Source organism: Nonomuraea sp. NPDC049152, assembly GCF_040648355.1.
In the GTDB taxonomy this organism is placed as follows: domain Bacteria; phylum Actinomycetota; class Actinomycetes; order Streptosporangiales; family Streptosporangiaceae; genus Nonomuraea.
The window spans coordinates 76801-94091 of record NZ_JBEZDO010000008.1 but is presented as its reverse complement, the minus strand read 5'-3'; the positions used below and the strand labels follow the sequence as shown (position 1 = coordinate 94091).

The 17291-nt window shown below is 70.5% G+C and carries 18 protein-coding genes; 4 read left to right on the top strand and 14 right to left on the bottom strand.

Features of this window, described 5'->3' with window-relative positions; all coding sequences use genetic code 11:
* The first annotated feature begins 5 nt into the window (after positions 1-5).
* The gene (locus AB0B45_RS16960) at positions 6-1238 is read left to right on the top strand and encodes an MFS transporter (RefSeq protein WP_358131326.1); all 1233 of its coding nucleotides are present in this window, start codon (positions 6-8) and stop codon (positions 1236-1238) included.
* Here the strand turns inward: AB0B45_RS16960 and AB0B45_RS16955 are convergent.
* Genes AB0B45_RS16955 through AB0B45_RS16940 form a run of 4 tightly spaced genes read right to left on the bottom strand, consistent with a single transcriptional unit; the run spans position 1228 to position 5994 of the window.
* Positions 1228-2724: an ABC transporter ATP-binding protein gene (locus AB0B45_RS16955; protein ID WP_358131324.1), complete on the bottom strand. Its 1497-nt coding sequence runs from the start codon at positions 2722-2724 to the stop codon at positions 1228-1230. The genes AB0B45_RS16960 and AB0B45_RS16955 overlap by 11 nt on opposite strands.
* The gene (locus AB0B45_RS16950; protein WP_358131321.1) at positions 2721-3503 is read right to left on the bottom strand and encodes an ABC transporter permease; all 783 of its coding nucleotides are present in this window, start codon (positions 3501-3503) and stop codon (positions 2721-2723) included. The genes AB0B45_RS16955 and AB0B45_RS16950 overlap by 4 nt, the downstream gene beginning before the upstream one ends.
* On the bottom strand, positions 3503-4408 hold the full coding sequence (locus AB0B45_RS16945) for an ABC transporter permease (protein ID WP_358131318.1): 906 nt from the start codon (positions 4406-4408) through the stop codon (positions 3503-3505). The genes AB0B45_RS16950 and AB0B45_RS16945 overlap by 1 nt, the downstream gene beginning before the upstream one ends.
* A complete protein-coding gene (locus AB0B45_RS16940) occupies positions 4405-5994 on the bottom strand; it encodes an ABC transporter substrate-binding protein (RefSeq protein ID WP_358131315.1) in 1590 nt (529 codons plus the stop codon). The genes AB0B45_RS16945 and AB0B45_RS16940 overlap by 4 nt, the downstream gene beginning before the upstream one ends.
* Positions 5995-6086: 92 nt before the next feature.
* On the opposite strand from AB0B45_RS16940, the gene AB0B45_RS16935 reads away from it, so the two are divergent.
* From AB0B45_RS16935 to AB0B45_RS16925, 3 genes are read left to right on the top strand one after another with little or no spacing between them, the layout of a single operon-like run.
* Positions 6087-6989 carry a TauD/TfdA family dioxygenase gene (locus AB0B45_RS16935; protein WP_358131312.1) on the top strand — a complete coding sequence of 301 codons (903 nt, stop codon included), beginning with the start codon at positions 6087-6089 and terminating at the stop codon, positions 6987-6989.
* Positions 6990-7012: 23 nt separating this feature from the next.
* Positions 7013-7348 (top strand): hypothetical protein, encoded by a 336-nt coding sequence (locus AB0B45_RS16930; RefSeq protein WP_358131309.1) that lies wholly within the window; start codon positions 7013-7015, stop codon positions 7346-7348.
* Between the two features lie 11 nt (positions 7349-7359).
* Complete coding sequence (locus tag AB0B45_RS16925) at positions 7360-7701, top strand: YbaB/EbfC family nucleoid-associated protein (RefSeq protein WP_358131306.1); 342 nt, start codon at positions 7360-7362, stop codon at positions 7699-7701.
* On the opposite strand, the gene AB0B45_RS16920 is transcribed toward AB0B45_RS16925, so the two are convergent.
* Genes AB0B45_RS16920 through AB0B45_RS16875 form a run of 10 tightly spaced genes read right to left on the bottom strand, consistent with a single transcriptional unit; the run spans position 7698 to position 17040 of the window.
* Entirely contained in the window at positions 7698-8576 is an 879-nt protein-coding gene (locus tag AB0B45_RS16920; RefSeq protein ID WP_358131304.1) for a hypothetical protein, read from the bottom strand. The two genes, AB0B45_RS16925 and AB0B45_RS16920, sit on opposite strands and share 4 nt — an antisense overlap.
* Positions 8577-8636: 60 nt before the next feature.
* Positions 8637-9731, bottom strand: coding sequence for an MsnO8 family LLM class oxidoreductase (locus AB0B45_RS16915; protein ID WP_358131301.1), 1095 nt, complete (start codon positions 9729-9731; stop codon positions 8637-8639).
* The gene (locus AB0B45_RS16910; RefSeq protein WP_358131297.1) at positions 9728-10762 is read right to left on the bottom strand and encodes an LLM class flavin-dependent oxidoreductase; all 1035 of its coding nucleotides are present in this window, start codon (positions 10760-10762) and stop codon (positions 9728-9730) included. Before AB0B45_RS16910 ends, AB0B45_RS16915 begins: the two co-directional genes overlap by 4 nt.
* Positions 10759-11943: an LLM class flavin-dependent oxidoreductase gene (locus AB0B45_RS16905; RefSeq protein WP_358131294.1), complete on the bottom strand. Its 1185-nt coding sequence runs from the start codon at positions 11941-11943 to the stop codon at positions 10759-10761. The genes AB0B45_RS16910 and AB0B45_RS16905 overlap by 4 nt, the downstream gene beginning before the upstream one ends.
* Positions 11940-13250, bottom strand: coding sequence for an NtaA/DmoA family FMN-dependent monooxygenase (locus tag AB0B45_RS16900; RefSeq protein ID WP_358131291.1), 1311 nt, complete (start codon positions 13248-13250; stop codon positions 11940-11942). The genes AB0B45_RS16905 and AB0B45_RS16900 overlap by 4 nt, the downstream gene beginning before the upstream one ends.
* Complete coding sequence (locus AB0B45_RS16895) at positions 13247-14002, bottom strand: glutathione S-transferase C-terminal domain-containing protein (protein WP_358131288.1); 756 nt, start codon at positions 14000-14002, stop codon at positions 13247-13249. Before AB0B45_RS16895 ends, AB0B45_RS16900 begins: the two co-directional genes overlap by 4 nt.
* A gap of 50 nt (positions 14003-14052) precedes the next feature.
* The gene (locus tag AB0B45_RS16890; protein WP_358131285.1) at positions 14053-14271 is read right to left on the bottom strand and encodes a hypothetical protein; all 219 of its coding nucleotides are present in this window, start codon (positions 14269-14271) and stop codon (positions 14053-14055) included.
* Positions 14223-14744: a nucleotidyltransferase domain-containing protein gene (locus AB0B45_RS16885; protein WP_358131282.1), complete on the bottom strand. Its 522-nt coding sequence runs from the start codon at positions 14742-14744 to the stop codon at positions 14223-14225. The genes AB0B45_RS16890 and AB0B45_RS16885 overlap by 49 nt, the downstream gene beginning before the upstream one ends.
* A 26-nt stretch (positions 14745-14770) precedes the next feature.
* On the bottom strand, positions 14771-15904 hold the full coding sequence (locus tag AB0B45_RS16880) for an MFS transporter (protein WP_358131279.1): 1134 nt from the start codon (positions 15902-15904) through the stop codon (positions 14771-14773).
* A 47-nt stretch (positions 15905-15951) separates the two neighbouring features.
* On the bottom strand, positions 15952-17040 hold the full coding sequence (locus AB0B45_RS16875) for a YcaO-like family protein (RefSeq protein ID WP_358131276.1): 1089 nt from the start codon (positions 17038-17040) through the stop codon (positions 15952-15954).
* Between the last annotated feature and the right edge of the window lie 251 nt (positions 17041-17291).

The window sequence follows — 17291 nt, the reverse complement described above, 5'->3', positions numbered from 1 at the left end:
ACATCGTGTTCCTTCGTATCGATCGTGTGCGCCGCGACTTCGGCCTGCTCTGGGCCGGGCAGTCGCTCTCCCTGTTCGGCGACCAGTTCATGAAGCTGGCGCTGCCGCTGGTGGCCGTGACCGCGCTGGAGGTCTCGCCCGCACAGGCGGCGTTGTTGCCCTTCGCGCTGTTCCTTCCTTTTCTTCCGCTCGGCCTGCCCGCGGGGGCGATCGTCGACCGGCTGCCGCGCCGGACGGTGATGCTGGTCTGCGACGGCGTGCAGGTGGTCGCGTTCGGCGCGGTGTGGGTGTTGCTCGCCACCGGGTCGCTGACCTTCCCCCTGCTGCTCGCGCTGGTGCTGCTGAGCGGGTGCGCGGTGGTCTTCTTCCAGGTGGCCTACTCCTCCTATCTGCCCACTCTGATCCACGACCCCGAGCGCCTGCACACCGGCAACGCCCGGCTGGCGCTGTCGGAGTCGAGCGCCAACGCGGTGGGCCCGATGGTCGCGGGCCCGCTGATCCACGCGCTCGGCGTGGTCGGCGCGATCGCCGCCAACGTGGTCAGCTTCGTGGCCTCGGTGCTGTCGCTGGCACTGATCAAGCACAGGGAGCCGGTACGGCAGGCGGCCGCCCGCGAGCGCGGCTGGCTGCGTAAGGACATCGTGGAGGGCCTGCGCTTCGTGGCCGGGCATCCGCTGCTGGAGCCGATCATCGCGTGCGGCACCACCTACGTGCTGTTCCTGTCGATGGTGGAGACGAGCCTGGTACTCTACTGCCGTGACGTGCTCGGCCTGTCGCCGCAGTGGATCGGCGTGGTGCTCGGCGCGGCCGCCGCGGGCTTCCCGATCGGCAACCTGGTCTCGGCGCGGCTGGTGCGCAGGTTCGGCGCGCCGCGCACGCTGGTCGGCGCGGCGGCGCTGTCGGTGGCAGGCATCCTGTCCATGCCGGTCCTCGGCGCGCAGGTCGGCGCGATCGGGCTGGTGGCGGGCAGCATCGTGCACTGCGTGGGCGAGGGCGCGTTCGGCCCCACCTCGCTGACGTTGCGGCACACGGCCTCCCCCGCCGAACTGCTCGGCAGGGTCGGCGCGGTGCACCGCTTCCTGACCTGGGGCGCGATGTCGCTCGGCGCGCTCCTGGCCGCCGGTGTCACCGCGCTGGCCGGGCTGTCGGCCGCGGTGTGGATCGGCGCCTTCGGCACCGCGCTGTGCCTTCCCGCGCTGGTACGGCGGGGCATCCGCGCCGCGGCGTTCAGCCGATAGGCAGCCCCGGCACGGCCGCGACCAGTTCCTCCGTGTAGGGGTGGCGCGGCCTGAGGAACACCTCGTCGGCCTCCCCCTCCTCCACCACCCGTCCTTCCTTCATGACCATCACCCTGTCGGCCAGCCGGTGGACGACGCCGAGGTCGTGGGAGACGAAGACCATCGCGGTGCCGTACTCGGTCTGGAGGTCGGCGAGCAGGTCGAGCACCTGGGCCTGGATGGAGACGTCGAGGGCGCTGACCGGCTCGTCGCAGACGAGCACGTCGGGCCGGTTGGCCAGCGCCCTCGCGATGGCGACGCGCTGCCGCTGGCCGCCGGACAGCTGCCTGGGGTGCCGGTCGGCGACGGTCGCGGGCAGGCCGACGCGCTCCAGCAGGTCGAGCGCCCGGGGCTCGCGTTCGGGCCCGGGCAGGTCGGCGAGGGGTTCGGCGAGGAGCCTGCCGACGGTGTGGCGGGGGTCGAAGGAGTCGAGGGGGCTCTGCGAGACGATCTGGATCGTCGAGCGCCACGGCCGTCTCGCGCGTTCGGGCAGGTGGCTCCACTGCCGTCCGTGCAGGGCGATCCGGCCGGTGTCGGGTTCGGCCAGGCCGAGCAGGAGCCTGGCGAGCGTGGTCTTGCCCGAGCCCGACTCGCCGACGACGCCGACGGTCTCGCCCCTGTGCAGGGTGAGCGAGACGTCGTCGAGGGCGTGGCGGGAGCCGTACCGCAGGGACAGGTTGGACGCGGTCAGGACGGGGGCGGCGTAGTCGGGCGCGGGACGGCTGACGGCGTGCGGGGGCGGGGCGAGGCCGGCGCCCTCGCCGGCCAGGCGGCCGTCCTTCATGACCAGGACGCGGTCGGCGAGGGAGGAGACGACGGCGAGATCGTGGCTGATGAGCAGCAGCGCGGTGCCCGCCGCCTTGCGCTCGGCGAGCAGGCGCAGGATCTGCGCCTGGACGGTGACGTCGAGCGCGGTGGTGGGCTCGTCGGCGATGATCAGAGCGGGTTCGGCGGCGATGGCGGAGGCGATCAGCACCCGCTGGCGCAGCCCGCCCGACAGCTGGTGCGGACGCTGGCCGATCCTGGCGGCCGGGTCGGGGATGCCGACCTGCTCCAGCAGGTCGAGGACCCTCTCGGTACGGCGGGCGCGCGGCACGACGTCGTGGACCCTCAGCACCTCTGCCACCTCCGCCCCTACCGTGCGCAGCGGGTCGAGCGAGACGAGCGCGTCCTGCAGCACGAGCCCCGCGAAGCGGCCGCGCAGCCGCCGCCACTCCTGCCGGCCGAAGGCGAGCGCGTCCCTGCCGTCGATCTCGAACAGCTCGGCCTCGACCGTGGAGCCTGGACCCGCCAGGCCCAGCAGCGACCGCGCGGTGACGCTCTTGCCCGAGCCCGACTCGCCCACGATGGCCACGCACTCGCCGGGGGCCAGCGACAGCGAGACGTCGTGCACGACCTCGACGCCGTCGAAGCCGACGCGCAGGCCCTCGACGTTGACCAGGCTCACGGGGTCCTCCCTTCGAAGCGGCGCTGCAGGCGCCGGCCGATCACGGTCAGGCAGACGACGGTCAGGGTGATCGCGACTCCGGGGAAGAACGCCGCCCACCAGGCGACGCGCAGGTAGTTGCGGGCCTCCGACAGCATCGCGCCCCACTCGGCGGCGGGCGGCTGGGGTCCCATGCCGAGGAAGCTGAGCCCCGAGGCCGCGATGACGGCCGTGCCCAGGCCGATGGTGGCCAGCACGGGGATGGGCGCGAGCACGTTCGGCAGCACGTGCCCCGCGACGATCCTCAGGCGGGGCCTGCCGAAGGTGACGGCCTGCTCGACGTAGCCCGCGCGCCTGACGACGAAGGTCTGCGCGCGGATCACGCGGGCGTAGGTGGGGATCTGGGCGACGGCGATCGCGAAGATCACGTTGCCGGTGCCAGGGCCGATGATCGCGATGATGAGCAGGGCGAACAGCAGCTCGGGAAGCGTGGACAGCACGTCGAAGGATCGGGCGAGCGCCTCGTCGACCCACGTGGGCGACAACCCCGCCGCCAGGCCGAGCAGCACGCCCGCCGCCACCGCGATGCCCGTGGCGGCGACGCCGATGCTGAGGGAGTGGCGTGCGCCGTACACGACTCTGGACAGCACGTCCCTGCCGAGGTGGTCGCTGCCGAACCAGTGCTCGGAGCCGGGCGGGGCCAGCGCGTTCAGCGGGTCGGCGGCCAGCGGGTCCGCGCCTGCCAGCAGGCCCGGCACGGCGACGGCCACCACGAGCAGCACGAGGAACGCTCTGGCCATCACGCGCTCCTCAGCCTGGGGTCGATCAGCCGGTAGGCCAGGTCGAGCAGCGTGCTGATCGCGACGTAGACGGCGGCCGACAGCACGACGACCGCCATGACGACGGGCAGGTCCTGTCCCGTGACGGCGTTCAGCGTGACCTGGCCGAGGCCGGGCCTGCCGTACAGCGCCTCGGTGATGATCGCGCCACCGAGCAGGCCGCCGGTGAGCCAGCCGGCCAGTGTGACGGCGGGGAGCAGCGCGTGCCTGAGGGCGTGCCTGACGACCAGCGCCCGTTCGGTCAGCCCCCGCGCTCTGGCGGTCACCGCGAACGGCTGCTCCAGCGCCCGTTCGAGGCCCTCCCTCAGCACCTGGCCGAGCACTCCTGCGATCGGCAGGCCCAGCGTGAGCGCGGGCAGCACGAGCGCGGAGGCGTCCTTCGCGCCCGACACGGGGAACCAGCCGAGGGAGAAGGAGAAGACGAACAGCAGCAGGATGCCGATGAGGAACGGCGGCACCGACACCGACACCAACTGGAAGGCGTCGACGACCGAGCGGATCCACCTGCCCCTGCCCGCGGTGGCGACCGCGACGACGACGGCCAGCGTCACGCCCACGCCGCCCGCGGCGAGCATCAGCTCCACTGTCGGTCCCAGCTGGTCGGCCAGGACCGCGCCGACGTCGCGGTGGAGCAGGTAGGAGCGGCCGAGATCGCCCTGGACGAGCCTGCCGAGGTAGGCGACGTACTGCACGATCTCGGGCCGGTCGAGCCCCCACTCGCGGATGATCTCGGCCCTGATCTGCGGGGTGTCGGCGCCGTCGCCGACGAGGATGTCCACGACGTCGCCGGGTGCCACCAGCAGCGCCAGGTAGGCGGCGGTCGCCGCGGCCCAGAGCACGACCAGGCCGCCGAGCAGCCGTCTCATGTGCCGATCCGCACGTCGTAGGCGCTCTTCGGGGTGCCGGAGACCGGGTCGAAGCCGAGCCCCGTCACACTCTTGCTCGCGGCGATCTGGTCGGCGGGCACGTAGATCGGGAAGACGATCGCCTTCTCCGCGACCACCCGCTGCTGCACCTTGGCGTACAGCTCGGCGCGCTCGGCCCGGTCCGAGGTGGCCGAGGCCTTGGCCAGCCACGCGTCCACCTCCGGGTCGGCGTAGCGGGTGCGGTTGATCGCGCCCTTGCCCGGCAGGATGAGGTTGAGGGCGGCGCCCGCGTCGGAGTCGCCGCGGGAGTTCTCGAAGACCTCGTACTGGTCCTCGTCGACGGCCTTCTGCGCGCTCCCCTGGTCCACGATCCTGACCTGGAAGTCGATGCCCGCGGTCTGCTTGACCTGAGCCTGTACGGCCTGCGCCAGGATGTCGCGGCGGTCCCTGACGAACGGGGCGGCGGCGACGGTCCGCACGGTGAGCCGCTTGCCGTCCTTCACCCTGAAGCCCTCGGCGTCGCGCTGCCTCCAGCCCGCCTCGTCCAGCAGGGCGTTGGCCTTGGCGGGGTCGCCGCCGTAGGTCCTCTCCAGGGTGGCGTCGTAGAACGGGCTCGTCCTGCCGACGATGCTCCACGCTCTGGTGGCGGTCCCCTGGTAGACAGAGGTCAGGACGGCGTCCAGGTTCACGGCTTCGCGGAAGGCCTGCCGTACGCGCTGGTCGTCGAAGGGGGCGTGCGAGGTGTTGAAGTAGTAGGAGAAGGCGGTTCCCGAGTTGAGCGCGGTCCGCACGGTCAGCTCGGGGTCCTGCTTGATCAGGTTGAGCTCGGTGGCGGGCACGCCCTCGATGACCTGCACCTGTCCCGAGGTGAGCGCGCCCACTCTGACGGCCGCCTCGGGCAGGACGCGGTAGGTCACCTCGCGCAGGCTCGCCGCCCCCTTGAAGTAGGCGGGATTGCGGCGGTAGTGGATCTCCTGTCCTGGGGTGAACCTGTCGAGGATGAAGGGGCCGGTTCCCACCAGGTCGGGGCCGCCGGCCTTGAGGTCCTTGGCCGCCTTGAGCGACGTGGGCGAGACCTGCCCGCCGTACGGCGAGGCGAGGAAGTCGAGGAAGAGGGAGTCGGGCTCCTTCAGAGTGATCTTCACGGTGTGGGGTGAGACCACCTCCGCCCTGTCGAAGGCGCGCAGCTGGATGGCCTTGACGGCCGGGTTGTAGCCGGGCTCGGCGAACTGGTCGAGGTTGGCCTTGACGGCGGCGGCGTCGAAGGGGGTGCCGTCGTGGAAGGTCACGTCGTCACGCAGGTCGAAGGTGTAGGTGAGCCCGTCCGCCTTCCAGGCCTTGGCCAGCCACGGCACGAAGTTTCCGGACTTGTCGCGCGTGATGAGCGGATCGAACTGGTTGAACACCAGCAGCCTGGCCTTGTTCTGTGCCCACTGGTGCGGGTTGAACGTGATCGGCTGGGTCTCGATCGCCCAGGTCAGAGTGCCTCCGTCGGCCTGCGACGGCGTGGCGGCCGGCTGGGTGGATCCGCACGCGGCAAGGGCGGCGGCGGCGAGGAGGGGCAACGCGCCCTTGAGAAGGTTCAACGATGTCCTTTCGCGATGGCTTGTCACCGAGCGATTTACCTATTAAAAAAGTAGGTAATACAGGAATTGCTGTCAACGGGAGGATCAACGACATGCCCGCACCGGTCATCACCCGCGTGTCAGGAAGCATCGGCGCCGAGATCTCCGGCGTCCGGCTCGGCGGCGAGCTGCCCGCCGGCCTCGTCGCCGAGCTCAGGCTCGCCCTGCTGGCCCACAAGGTGATCTTCTTCCGTGGCCAGCACCACCTCGACGAGGCGGCCCAGGTCGCCTTCGCCGCCCTGCTCGGCCCGCTGACCACCGCCCACCCGACCGTGCCCTCGCTCAACGGGCACGGCAACATCCTCGACCTCGACTACAGCAACGGCCACAAGGTCGACCGCTGGCACACCGACGTCACCTTCATCGACCGGCCGCCGCTCGCCTCGGTCCTGCGCGCCATCGACGTGCCCGCCGCCGGCGGAGACACCCTGTGGGCCAACACGGTCACCGCGTACGAGAACCTGCCGTCCGACCTCAGGACGCTGCTGAACGGGCTGCGGGCCGTCCACTCCAACGCCCACGACTACGTGCGCATCGCCACCTCCGACGACCCGTCGAAGGCCAGGAAGTACGCCGAGGTCTTCTCCTCCACCGTCTACGAGACCGAGCACCCCGTCGTCCGCGTGCACCCGGAGACGGGCGAGCGCTCGATCCTGCTCGGCGACTTCGCCAAGCACCTGGTGGGACTGCCGAGGGACGTCTCCGCCTCGGTGATCGCGCTCATCCAGGACCGGGTTACGCAGGTGGAGAACACCGTGCGATGGCGCTGGTCGCCGGGCGACGTGGCCGTCTGGGACAACAGGGCGACCCAGCACAGGGTGGTGCACGACTTCGGCGGCCAGCGCCGCCGCCTGCACAGGGTCACGATCGCGGGGGACGTGCCCGTCGGCGTCGACGGCCGGCCCAGCACGCTGCTGTCGGGCGACGCGTCCTCCTACACGCCGCACGCCGCCTGAACGGCGATCACGAAAGGACCCGCGTGCCACCGGACACCGACATCACGAAATCGTCCTTCGAACCCCCGGCCAGAGCGCTCGAGCTCGAGCAGGTGGATCTCAAGGACGATGTGGACGCCCTTCACCGCAACATCACCTTCATCGGCGACTTCGCGGGCGACGACGACAGGGGCAGGAAGTTCAGGCGCGACTACGACAAGTACGCCGCCGAGGCCCTGGGATACATCGCGGCGCTGCGCGACGCCTATCCGGAGATCGCCAAGCGCCTGCGCCGGATACCGACCGGGATCGAGGCGGCCGACTGGGCCTCCATCAAGTCGCTCCCCGAGGTTCCCGCCCCGCCCACCCTCAAGAAGTGAACGGAGTTCTCTTGACCGAGCCCACCATGGACCCGGAGATCCGCAGGCTGATGGCCGCCTTCGAGGACGAGCTGCGCCCCATCCAGGAGGCCAGGCAGCGCATGGCCGAAGTCCGCGGCCACGGCGAGGCGGCCCAGGGGCTGATCCGCCTGGAGGTCCTCCCCGGCGGCGCGCTCTCCGGCCTGACCATCGATCCTCGCGCGATGAAGCTGGGCTCGGCCGAACTGGCCGAGGCGGTGCTCGAAGCGGTGGCCGCCGCCGTGAACGACGCCTCCGCCAAGATGGCGGAGGCCGTCAGCGAGACGATGACGCCCTACATCGATGAGGCCAACCGCTTCCTGGATTCCCTCTAGGGGTTCTCAGCCTTCGGGGTCCCGCTCTTGCCGCCCAGCTGCCCACCCCCGACCAGGATCTTGCTGATCATCTGGTCCCAGGTGGGCAGCAGGCTGAGCGGGTCATCGAGGAAGTCACCTGGACGGTTCAGCACGTTCCCCGTCGTCGTGAAGACGCTGGATCCGGCCAGGAACACGACGAACTGATTGAGGTCCGGATTCTTCGGCAGAATCTTCGCCACCCGCGGGGCGTTGGCGGGGTCCACGCCGTAGAAGACCATGGCCGCGGCGAAGTTCTTGCCCATGTAGGTGAGGTTGTCCTCCAGAGAACCGAGATCCTCGCCGAAGGCGAGCTTCGAGCCGACCACGATCGCCTCGTCCGCGAGGGTGTAGAAGAGACTGCCCGCGATGTACTCGGCGATCCTGAGCAGCAGCGCGCCCTGCGCCTTCCGCATCGCCCTCCGCGCCACCATGTTGGTGAACGCGCCGATCTGCGGCCAGGCCATGAACATCAGCATCTCGAGGAAACTGACGATCGCCAGCCGGATGACCTTCTTCTGGGTGTCCTCGACCACAACGGCGTAGTCGTCGCACACCTTGCCCAGCCCGCGCGCGTAGGCCGAGACCTGCGGAGGATAGGGACGCACCCGGCCCTTCCAGTAGTCCTCGAACGCGCTGACCCCCTCGCCCTTGTTGCCCTTCCACACCGCCTCGGCCACGCCGTCCGTTTCGCGCAGGCTGTCGTCGACCCGCTTGGCGATGCTCCGCCACAGGCGCGCCGCCTCCCGTGACCCGTCGGGGTCCCCTTCGGGCCACTGGAGGGCCAGCGAGATCAGGACGAAGAGCTTGGCTTGCACGCCGAAGAAGGTCATGTATTCCAGGCGACTGGGGGCCACAGCCGTCCTCCCTAATTTCAGACTGGTAGAGAAGGGATTTATACCGTAGATATCCGTCGGTCAGGGCTGATCGGCCCACGCCTTCGCCAGCAGTTCGTATGAGCGCACCCGGTCGGCGTGCGCGTGGGTGATGGTCGTGACCAGCAGCTCGTCGGCGGCGGTCACCCGCTGCAGGGTCCTCAGCCGCTCGGCCACCGTGTCGGGATCGCCGACGAACTGGGTGTCGATCCTGTCCCGGACCAGCGCCCTGTCGCTGTCCGTCCAGACGTGCGCGTCCGCCTCCTCCGGGCTCGGGAAGGGGATCGCGCCCTGGCCCGTCCTGATGCTGCGCACCCACAGCCCGTACGGCTTGGCCAGCTCCCCCGCCGTCGCCGCGTCCTCCGCCACGACGGCGTCCGCCGACACGATCACGTAGGGCTCGGCGAGCACCTCGGACGGCTGGAACGCCTTCCTGTAGCCCTCGACCGCCTCCAGCACCGAGCTGGGGCTCACGTGGTAGTTCGCGGCGAACGGCAGGCCGCGCTCGCCCGCCACCCGCGCGCTCTGACCGCCGCTGCTGCCGAGGATCCACAGCTCCACCTCGGCCCCCGTCCCTGGTACGGCCCGCGCCCTGTGTGTCCCGCGAAGGAACGCCCGTACCTCGTCGATCTGCTCGGCGAAGTCGGGCGTGGTGGCGCCCGGCTGCTGCAGGAGGGCGGCTTGGAGGGCGAGTTGAGGATGCTTGGCCAGCACCGACCAGTCGAACGGCTCCGGAATCAGCAACCCGTCGACCACCCTCGCGGGGGTGACGGGTGCCCCCGAGGTGGCGAGCTCCGCCCTGCGCTGGCCTGACCGGCCGATTCCCAGGTCGATCCGTCCCGGGTACAGCGCGTCGATCAGGCCGAACTGCTCCACCACCGACAGCGGCGTCTGGTGCCCGAGCTGTACGGCCCCCGACCCCACCCTGATCCGCGACGTCGCCGCCGCCACCAGCGCGATCAGCACGGCGGGCGACGAGCCGGCCACTCCCGCCGCGAAGTGGTGCTCGGCCAGCCAGTACCTGCGGTAGCCGTACTGCTCGGCCCGCACCGCCAGGTCGATGGTGTTGCGCAGCGCCTGCCCCGCCGTACCGCCGGAGGAGATGGGCGCGAGATCGAGGATGGACAGCGACGTCATACGGTCACCTCCGGAAACGGGCGGCTGGGAATCTCCTTGCGCAGCACGGGCGCGATCTCCGACTGGAACAGCTCCAGCGCGGCGCGGTGCTGCGCGGAGGTGAGCCCGTCGGCGTCGGCGTGCAGGTGCATGACCTCGTGGCCGAAGCGCTCGTGATAGCGCAGGACCTTGTCGACGATCTGCTGCGGGCTGCCGACGAGGATGGAGCTGCGTTCGACGGCGTCTTCGAGCGTGTGGAAGACGGGGTCCACGCCGACCTTCCTGAACAGCGCGATCCTCGCCTCGAAGATCGGCCGGTAGGTCTCGATCGCCTCCTGGGAGGTGCGGGCCGCGTAGTAGCCCGCCGTACCGGCTCCGACGAGGGCGTCGGCGGGGTCGTGGCCGTAGGCGGCCCAGCGCTCGCGGTAGTACGCGATCAGCTCGGCGTAGGGTTCGATGGGGTTGGTGACGTTCGCGGAGAAGAGCGGGTCACCGTAGAAGGCGGCGAGGTCGACCGACTCCTTGCTGGTGGCGCTGCCGTGCCAGACCCTGATCGGCCGCTGGAGCGGGCGCGGCCAGGTCTCCGCGTCGGTCAGCGAGGGGCGGAACCTCCCCTCCCACGTGACCTTGTCCTCGCGCCAGAGCCTGCGGAACAGCTCGTAGCCCTCGCGGTTGCGCTCCCACTGGTCGTCGGGCGTGACGTGGAAGAGCTGCGCCTGGGCGGCCCCGTTGCCCTTGCCGATGATCAGTTCGAGCCTGCCGCCCGACAGGTGGTCGAGGGTGGCGTAGTCCTCGTAGGCGCGGACGGGGTCGAGCAGGCTGAGCGTGGTGACGGCGGTGAACAGCCTGATGCGCGAGGTGCGGGCGGCGATGTGGCTGAGCACCACCGGCGGGGACGAGGAGATGAACGGCCGCTCGTGCCGCTCCCCCACGCCGAACCCGTCGAAGCCAAGCTCCTCTGCGAGCACCGCGTTGTCGACGACCTCCCTGAAGCGTTCGGTGGTCGATCGCTCGTCATTGTGGACAATCAACGTGATAGCCAGAAATTTCATGAGGCCTTCCCGTAGCGGCTGGCGGGACGGGGAAGGCCGAGCAGCCCCCGCAGCGTGTCCGCCTCGTACTCGTCCCTGAACGCGCCCCTTCTCCGCAGCGCGGAGGTCAGTCCCCGCGTGATCGCCTTCAGGTCGTACGGCACCGCCCCCGGCCGCAGCCTGAACCCCTGGATGCCCGCCTCGTGCCAATACAGCAGCAGGTCGGCCAGCTCGTCGGGGGTGCCGGTGAAGATCTTGGCGTCGGAGACCAGATCGGCCCCGTCGAGCTCGTCGAGCCGCTCCTTGCGCTCGGCCGCGTCACGGCCGAGGAAGACCACCAGATCGGCGAAGACCTTCACCCTGGCGGGCAGCTCGACGACGAGGCGGGCCGCGTCCTGCCGCGAGTGCGGGGTCACGTAGACGACGTCGGCGTGCTCGGCGGCGAACGCGTAAGGGATGGCCGAGTGGGCCAGCGCCGTCACCACCGGCTGGCCCTGCGGCGGTCGGGGCGTGATCGAGGGCCCCTTCACCGCGAAGAAGCGCCCCTCGAAGTCGATGTAGTGGAGCTTGTCGCGATCGATGAACCGCCCCGTGGCCATGTCGCGGATCTCGGCGTCGTCCTCCCAGCTGTCCCACAGCCGTCTGGCCACCTCGACGGCGTCGCCCGCCTCCTCGAACAGCTCCCTGACGGTCTCCTCACGCAGGGCCCTGACCCTGTCGTCGCCTTCCAGGGCGGCGAAGTCGCGCAGCAGGCCCTCGCCGAGCGAGGGCAGCTCCCTGCGCCCGAAGTGACGGGCCTCGGTGGCGCGGGCCGAGATCTGTGCCCGCCAGCCCGCCCTGCCGCCGCTCACGTGGTCGAGCGTGGCGATTCCGATGGCCACGTGGAACGGCTCGGTGTGCGTGGTCGTCGCCGTGGGCACGAGCCCGATCCTGCTGGTCAGCGGCGCGAGCCTGGCCGCGAGCAGCACGGCGTCGAGCCGTCCCCGCACCTGGTCGGTCCGCTCGTCGGGCCCGTCGAGCCGCGTGGACTGAAGACTGAACGCGTCCTCGATCGTCACGAAGTCGAGCAGCCCTCGCTCGGCCTCGGCGACGAGCCCCGCCCAGTACCTGGCGGACAGCAGCGCGTTCGGCCTGGCGGTGGGCTCTCGCCACGCGGCGGGATGCCAGCCCGCGCCGTCGAGCGCGGCTGCCAGATGGATCATCGAGGACCTCCGATGCCGAGGTGGTCGCGCAGCGTCCTGCCGGTGTATTCGGTGCGGAACACGCCCCGCTCCTGCAGCAGCGGCACCACCCTGTCGACGAACTCGTCGAGCCCGCCGGGCGTCAGGTGCGGCACCAGGACGAACCCGTCGGCCGCGTCCTGCTGCACGTGATGGTCGATCTGCCTGGCCACGCTCTCCGGCGTGCCGACGAACGTCTGCCTGCCCGTCACCTCGATGACCAGCTCACGGATCGACAGGTGCTTTTCCTCGGCCAGCGCCCGCCACTTGGCCGCCACCGCCGCCCTGTCGCCGATGGGCACCCGCCCCTGCGTGACCCCCTCGCCCAGCTCCAGGTCGGGAAGCGGCCCGTCGGGGTCGTGGTCCGACAGGTCCCTGCCCCACACCTGCTCCACGAAGGCGATCGCGGTCCGCGGGCCCACCTGCTGCCGGCGGATCTCGGCGGCCCTCTCGGCCGCCTCCTCGTCGGTGTCGCCGAGCGCGAACGTGGCCGCCGGCATGATCTTCAGCTCGTACGGCTCCCGCCCGTACCGCTGGAGCCTGCGCTTCACGTCGGCGTAGAAGGCCTTCCCGTCGGTCAGCGACCCGTGCCTGCTGAAGATGACGTCGGCCGTCTCGGCGGCGAACTCCCTGCCGCTGTCGGAGTCGCCCGCCTGGATGACGACCGGATGCCCCTGCGGGCCGCGCGGCAGCGTGAACCGTCCTTCCACGGTGAAGTGCCGCCCCCGGTGACGAACGGTGCCGATGGCGCCGGGCCTGACGGCGTGTCCACGGGGAGCCTCGCCGGCGGCCCACGAGTCCCACAGGGTGCGGGCGAGCCTGACGAACTCGGCGGCCCTGGTGTAGCGGTCGGCGTGGTCGAGGTAGCCGCCGCGCCTGAAGTTCTCTCCCGTGAAGGCGTCGGAGGTGGTCACCACGTTCCACGCCGCCCGTCCGTCGCTCAGGTGGTCGAGTGTGGACAGCCGCCTGGCCAGCTCGTACGGCTCGTTGAAGGTGGCGTTGACGGTGCCTGCCAGTCCGAGCCTGTCGGTGACGGCGGCCAGCGCGCTCAGCACCGTGAGCGACTCCGGGCGGCCGACGACGTCGAGGTCGTGGACGCGGCCCTTGTGCTCGCGCAGGCGCAGTCCTTCGGCGAGGAAGAAGAAGTCGAACCTGCCGCGCTCCGCCGTACGGGCGAGGTGCTGGAAGGAGGCGAAGTCGATCTGACTGCGGGAGCGGGGGTCGGTCCAGACGGTGGTGTTGTTGACGCCGGGGAAGTGGGCGGCGAGGTGGACCTGCTTCCCGCTCACCGGCCGCCCTCGAAGGTACCGGCGAAGGCCGGGTGCTGGTGGAGGTCGCGGGCATAGGCCGCCAGGTTCGGGTACGCGGACAGGTCCGCGAGCCTGACCAGGTGGACCCACAGCCGCACGTCCGATTCGGTGATCACCTCGCCGAAGAGGTACCGGCGATCGCCGAGCCGCCTGTCGAGCCGCTCCAGCGTCTCCTGGGCGGGATCGCGGTCCAGGCCCGAGTTGATCGCGTCGATCTCGGGCCGCAGGTCGGCGTGGTAGAGGTCGAGGCCCGACCGCCACTGGGTGGCCAGGTCGATGGTGATGTCCGGATAGTGGTTGCTGACGATCCTGCCGAGGACCCTGTCCCAGAGCACGGGGACGGAGATGTGCCCGAGATAGCCCTTCTCCGTGGCCTCGTAGGCCTGCTCCAGGAAGGTGAAGCCGTTGACCGGGTCCGGGCCTCGTCGCTCCCTGAACGCCCAGCCGCGCCCGTCGCGCCGGTCGTCGACGTAGGACAGCGAGATCACCTCCTCCAGGCCCTTGAGCCTGCGGACGATCACGGCGCGGTGGGCGTAGGGGCACACCCACGAGACGTAGAGGTGGTAGCGCCCCGCCTCCACCGGATGCTCACGCGACCCGATCCGCCCCTGGAAGGGATAGATCGGGCGGTTCCATCCGGCTGAGGTGTGCGCTCGGCCAGGCCCGTACGGCCCGTAGGCGTCCAGGTCGACGGGGCTCGCGTAGGCCGGTGTATCGGTGGAAGCGGTCACGACAGACTCCTCTTCTCCGCATTGCCTACATAAAAAGTAGGAAAAGAGGGTTATCCTGTCAATGCCCGCGCCTCCCCGATCAGCTCGGCGGCCTCCTCGACCGAGCCCTCCGCGAACACCGCGGCCACCCGCTCCGCGAACACCGCGGCCACCCGCTCCGCGAACCCATCAGGAGCGGTCTCCAGCCGTGCCGCCGAGGCGACCATGCCCTTCTCGTTGATCAGCCACCGCCCCGCCCTGCCGTGCAGCGCATGGCAGGCGACTCCCACCGCTCTGAACAGACACCCCGCCGTGTACGCGGGGTCGTCACCCTCCACCCCGTAACGCTCTTGCACATCGCGATCTCACCGGCGTAGGCGTGGGAGTAGAACCCGAGCGGATGCCCCGCCTGGACACCGACCTCGTAGTGCCCCCGACGACAGTCGGCCCACACGGCGTGCACCCTGTCCAGGTCGCGGTAGATCCAGTCGACCCGCCACCCCTCGACCGTCAGCCAGCCGCCGCCGTCGACCCACGGGCCCCACCCGCCCGGCGCCGTCACCTCCACGCGCTCCCCGCTCACCTCGAAGGCGAGCGCCCGCAGCGCCTCCACATCCAGCGAACCTCTGTAGTACAGGCCGAGGTCGATGTCGGAGTCGGGCCTGTGCGTCCCGCGAGCCCTGCTGCCCCCGAGCACCACCCCCACCACTCCCGACACCCCGGCAAGACGTCCGGCCAGCTCCCGCAACCGCATGTCATCCATAACGCGCTATTCGAGCACGAACGGGATCAGCCGACGGACAGCCGGGTGGAGGCGCGGACGGCGTGGAGGCCGGACAGGACGACGCAGGCGAACACCAGGACGAGCAGCAGGCGGTGGTCGATCAGGGTCACCAGGACGACGCCGACCGCGACGGACAGCAGTTGGCTCCCCCCGCTCAACGCGTCGAAGGCGGTGGAGACGCGGCCCACCAGCTCGTCGGGGCTGCGGCGTTGCAGCAAGGTGCGGACGGCGACACCGGCGAGGGTGAGGCTGACCCCCGCCAGCGCCATCGAGCCGACCATCGCGGTCTCGGCGGGCACGAGCCACATCCCGACGGCCACGCCGTACAGGGCGATGCCGGCGCCGACCATGCGCAACTCCCCGAGCCTGTCCACCAGGCGGGCCACGACGAAGCCGCCCGCGATGGCGCCGACGCCCATCGCGGTGGAGGTGACGGCGGTGAACTCCGGCGGGCGGCCAAGGCCCTCGATGACGGCGAAGATGAGCGACTCGGTCAGCCCTGCGGCGAGGAACATCAGCACGAACGCGGTGACGGCCGGCCGGATCGAGCGCTCGTCCCTGATGTGCCGCAGTCCCGCGGTGAACTCCTGACGCCACCGGCCGAGAGGACGGCGGGGGACGGGAGCCTGGGAAGGCAGCAGGGCGAAGGCGAGGGCGGCGAGAGCGAAGGTGAACATGTCGAAGGCGACGGCGGCCCACAGTCCCGCGCCCGTGTAGACGGTGACGCCGAGCAGCGGGCCGAGCAGCCTGGCGCCGTGGCGGGTGGTCTGGAGGGCGTTGTTGGCCTGGGCGAGGAGCTCGTCGGGCAGCATGACCTTGAGCAGGCCGCTCAGCGCGCTGAAGATCACCGTGTAGGAGCAGCCCATCGCGGCGGAGACCGGATAGACCAGCCAGTAGGTCCGCACTCCGGTCACCAGGGCCAGTGGCAGCAGCGCGACGGCGGAGACGAGGCAGGCGACCACGAGAAATCGCCGCCGGTCGACCCGGTCTATCACCATTCCGAGAAGCGGCGCGAAACACATCGGCGCGGTGAAGAAGAACAACGCCAGCCCCGCGGCCCCGTCGGAGCCCGTCATCTTCTTCGCCAGAATCGACGGAATGAGCAGCAGAGAAGCGTCTCCGAGCAAACTCGCGGCCATGCCGAAGAACACCATCCGGAAATCCCGGCGGCCGAATACGGCGCGCATCAAATCAACCGGCGCATGGCACGGCCCGTGGGCAGCACGGGAATCGCGTTGTGCACCATGGAGAAGGTGTCCATTCCCGGGACGACGACCGTCACGACGGGGCAGCCGGGGCCGTCGGGATTCCATCGGAAAAGATGGGCCGACAGGCCGGCGGCGGCCATGGCGTCGAGGATGATCCCGATCTGGCCCTCGACGTCGGCCTCCCCCGAAGCGCCGTCCCTGAGTTCGGTGTGCGTCAGCCGCTCCAGCAGGGGCGCCGGGTCCACGCGCGCGCACCTGTCGAGCAGCGGCCACTGCCGCAGCGACTCCAGCCTGCGCTCCAGCGTGCGGTCCACGCCGAGCGACATGTTGAACCGCGACTGCCCGAGCTCGGTGAACGCCCGCTCGACCGCGTAGACGGGATCGAGCGACGCGCCGGAACCCAGCACCCCCGGGTATTCGCCGGCCTCGAACGGCAGCGCGCAGTAGGCGGGAATGCCCAGGTCAGAGGTGATGTCGAGGACGAGTGCCGCCTCGTGAGGCACGACGGCGACCGGCGCGTCGCCGAGGTACCAGTCGAGCAGGGCGTGCGAGAGCGCGTCCCTCTCGACGACCTCCAGCAGGCCGTGGAGCACGGCCTCGTTCTCCGTCACGCCCGTCGCGGTGCCGCTGTCGTAGGCGTAGCGCAGGTAGGGCTCGTATCCTCGCAGGTCGTCGCCGGGAATCGGGTGATCCCTACAGGCCGGGGACCTGGCGAAGGCGGGGTACCACAGCGGCTCGCCGCCTTCCGCCAGCGGTTCGAGCAGCAGGCACGCAGGCGAGGCGGAGGGGAAGTCGCGCCCGAGCCTGGCGAGCATCTCGTCGCCCTCGATCCCCCGCTGGGCCAGGACGGCGGCCACCGGCAGCACCCGCACGCGTGAGGTGTCGGACGGCAGAGCCGCCTGGCCGCGCTCGTGCTGGAGATGCTGCCACGCCTCGAAGAGAGCGCTCGCCCTGCTCTGTTCGCCACGCCCCTTGCCGAGCGACTCAGCCACGAGTTCGCCCGAGGGAGTGACGACCGAGCAGCGGTGGACGGGAAACTCCGAGGTGCCGGAGGACACGAATTCCACCGATAATCCCGAGTCCCGGAATAAGGACTCGATGATGCCGAGCGAATCGGCGAGGCTCACCTCGCGCTCTCTCCGGGCGCGCGACTCCACGGTCAGCGGACCGTGAACGACTCGTCCAGCAGCACCATTTCCGCGAGCGTGAGCGAGAATTCATCTTCCAGGACCGAAGCACCTGGTTTGAGCAGGGTCACACCATCAGAGTTGCTGTTTCCCATGACTCCCCTTTCTCGTGTCGATCACCACCGAAACAC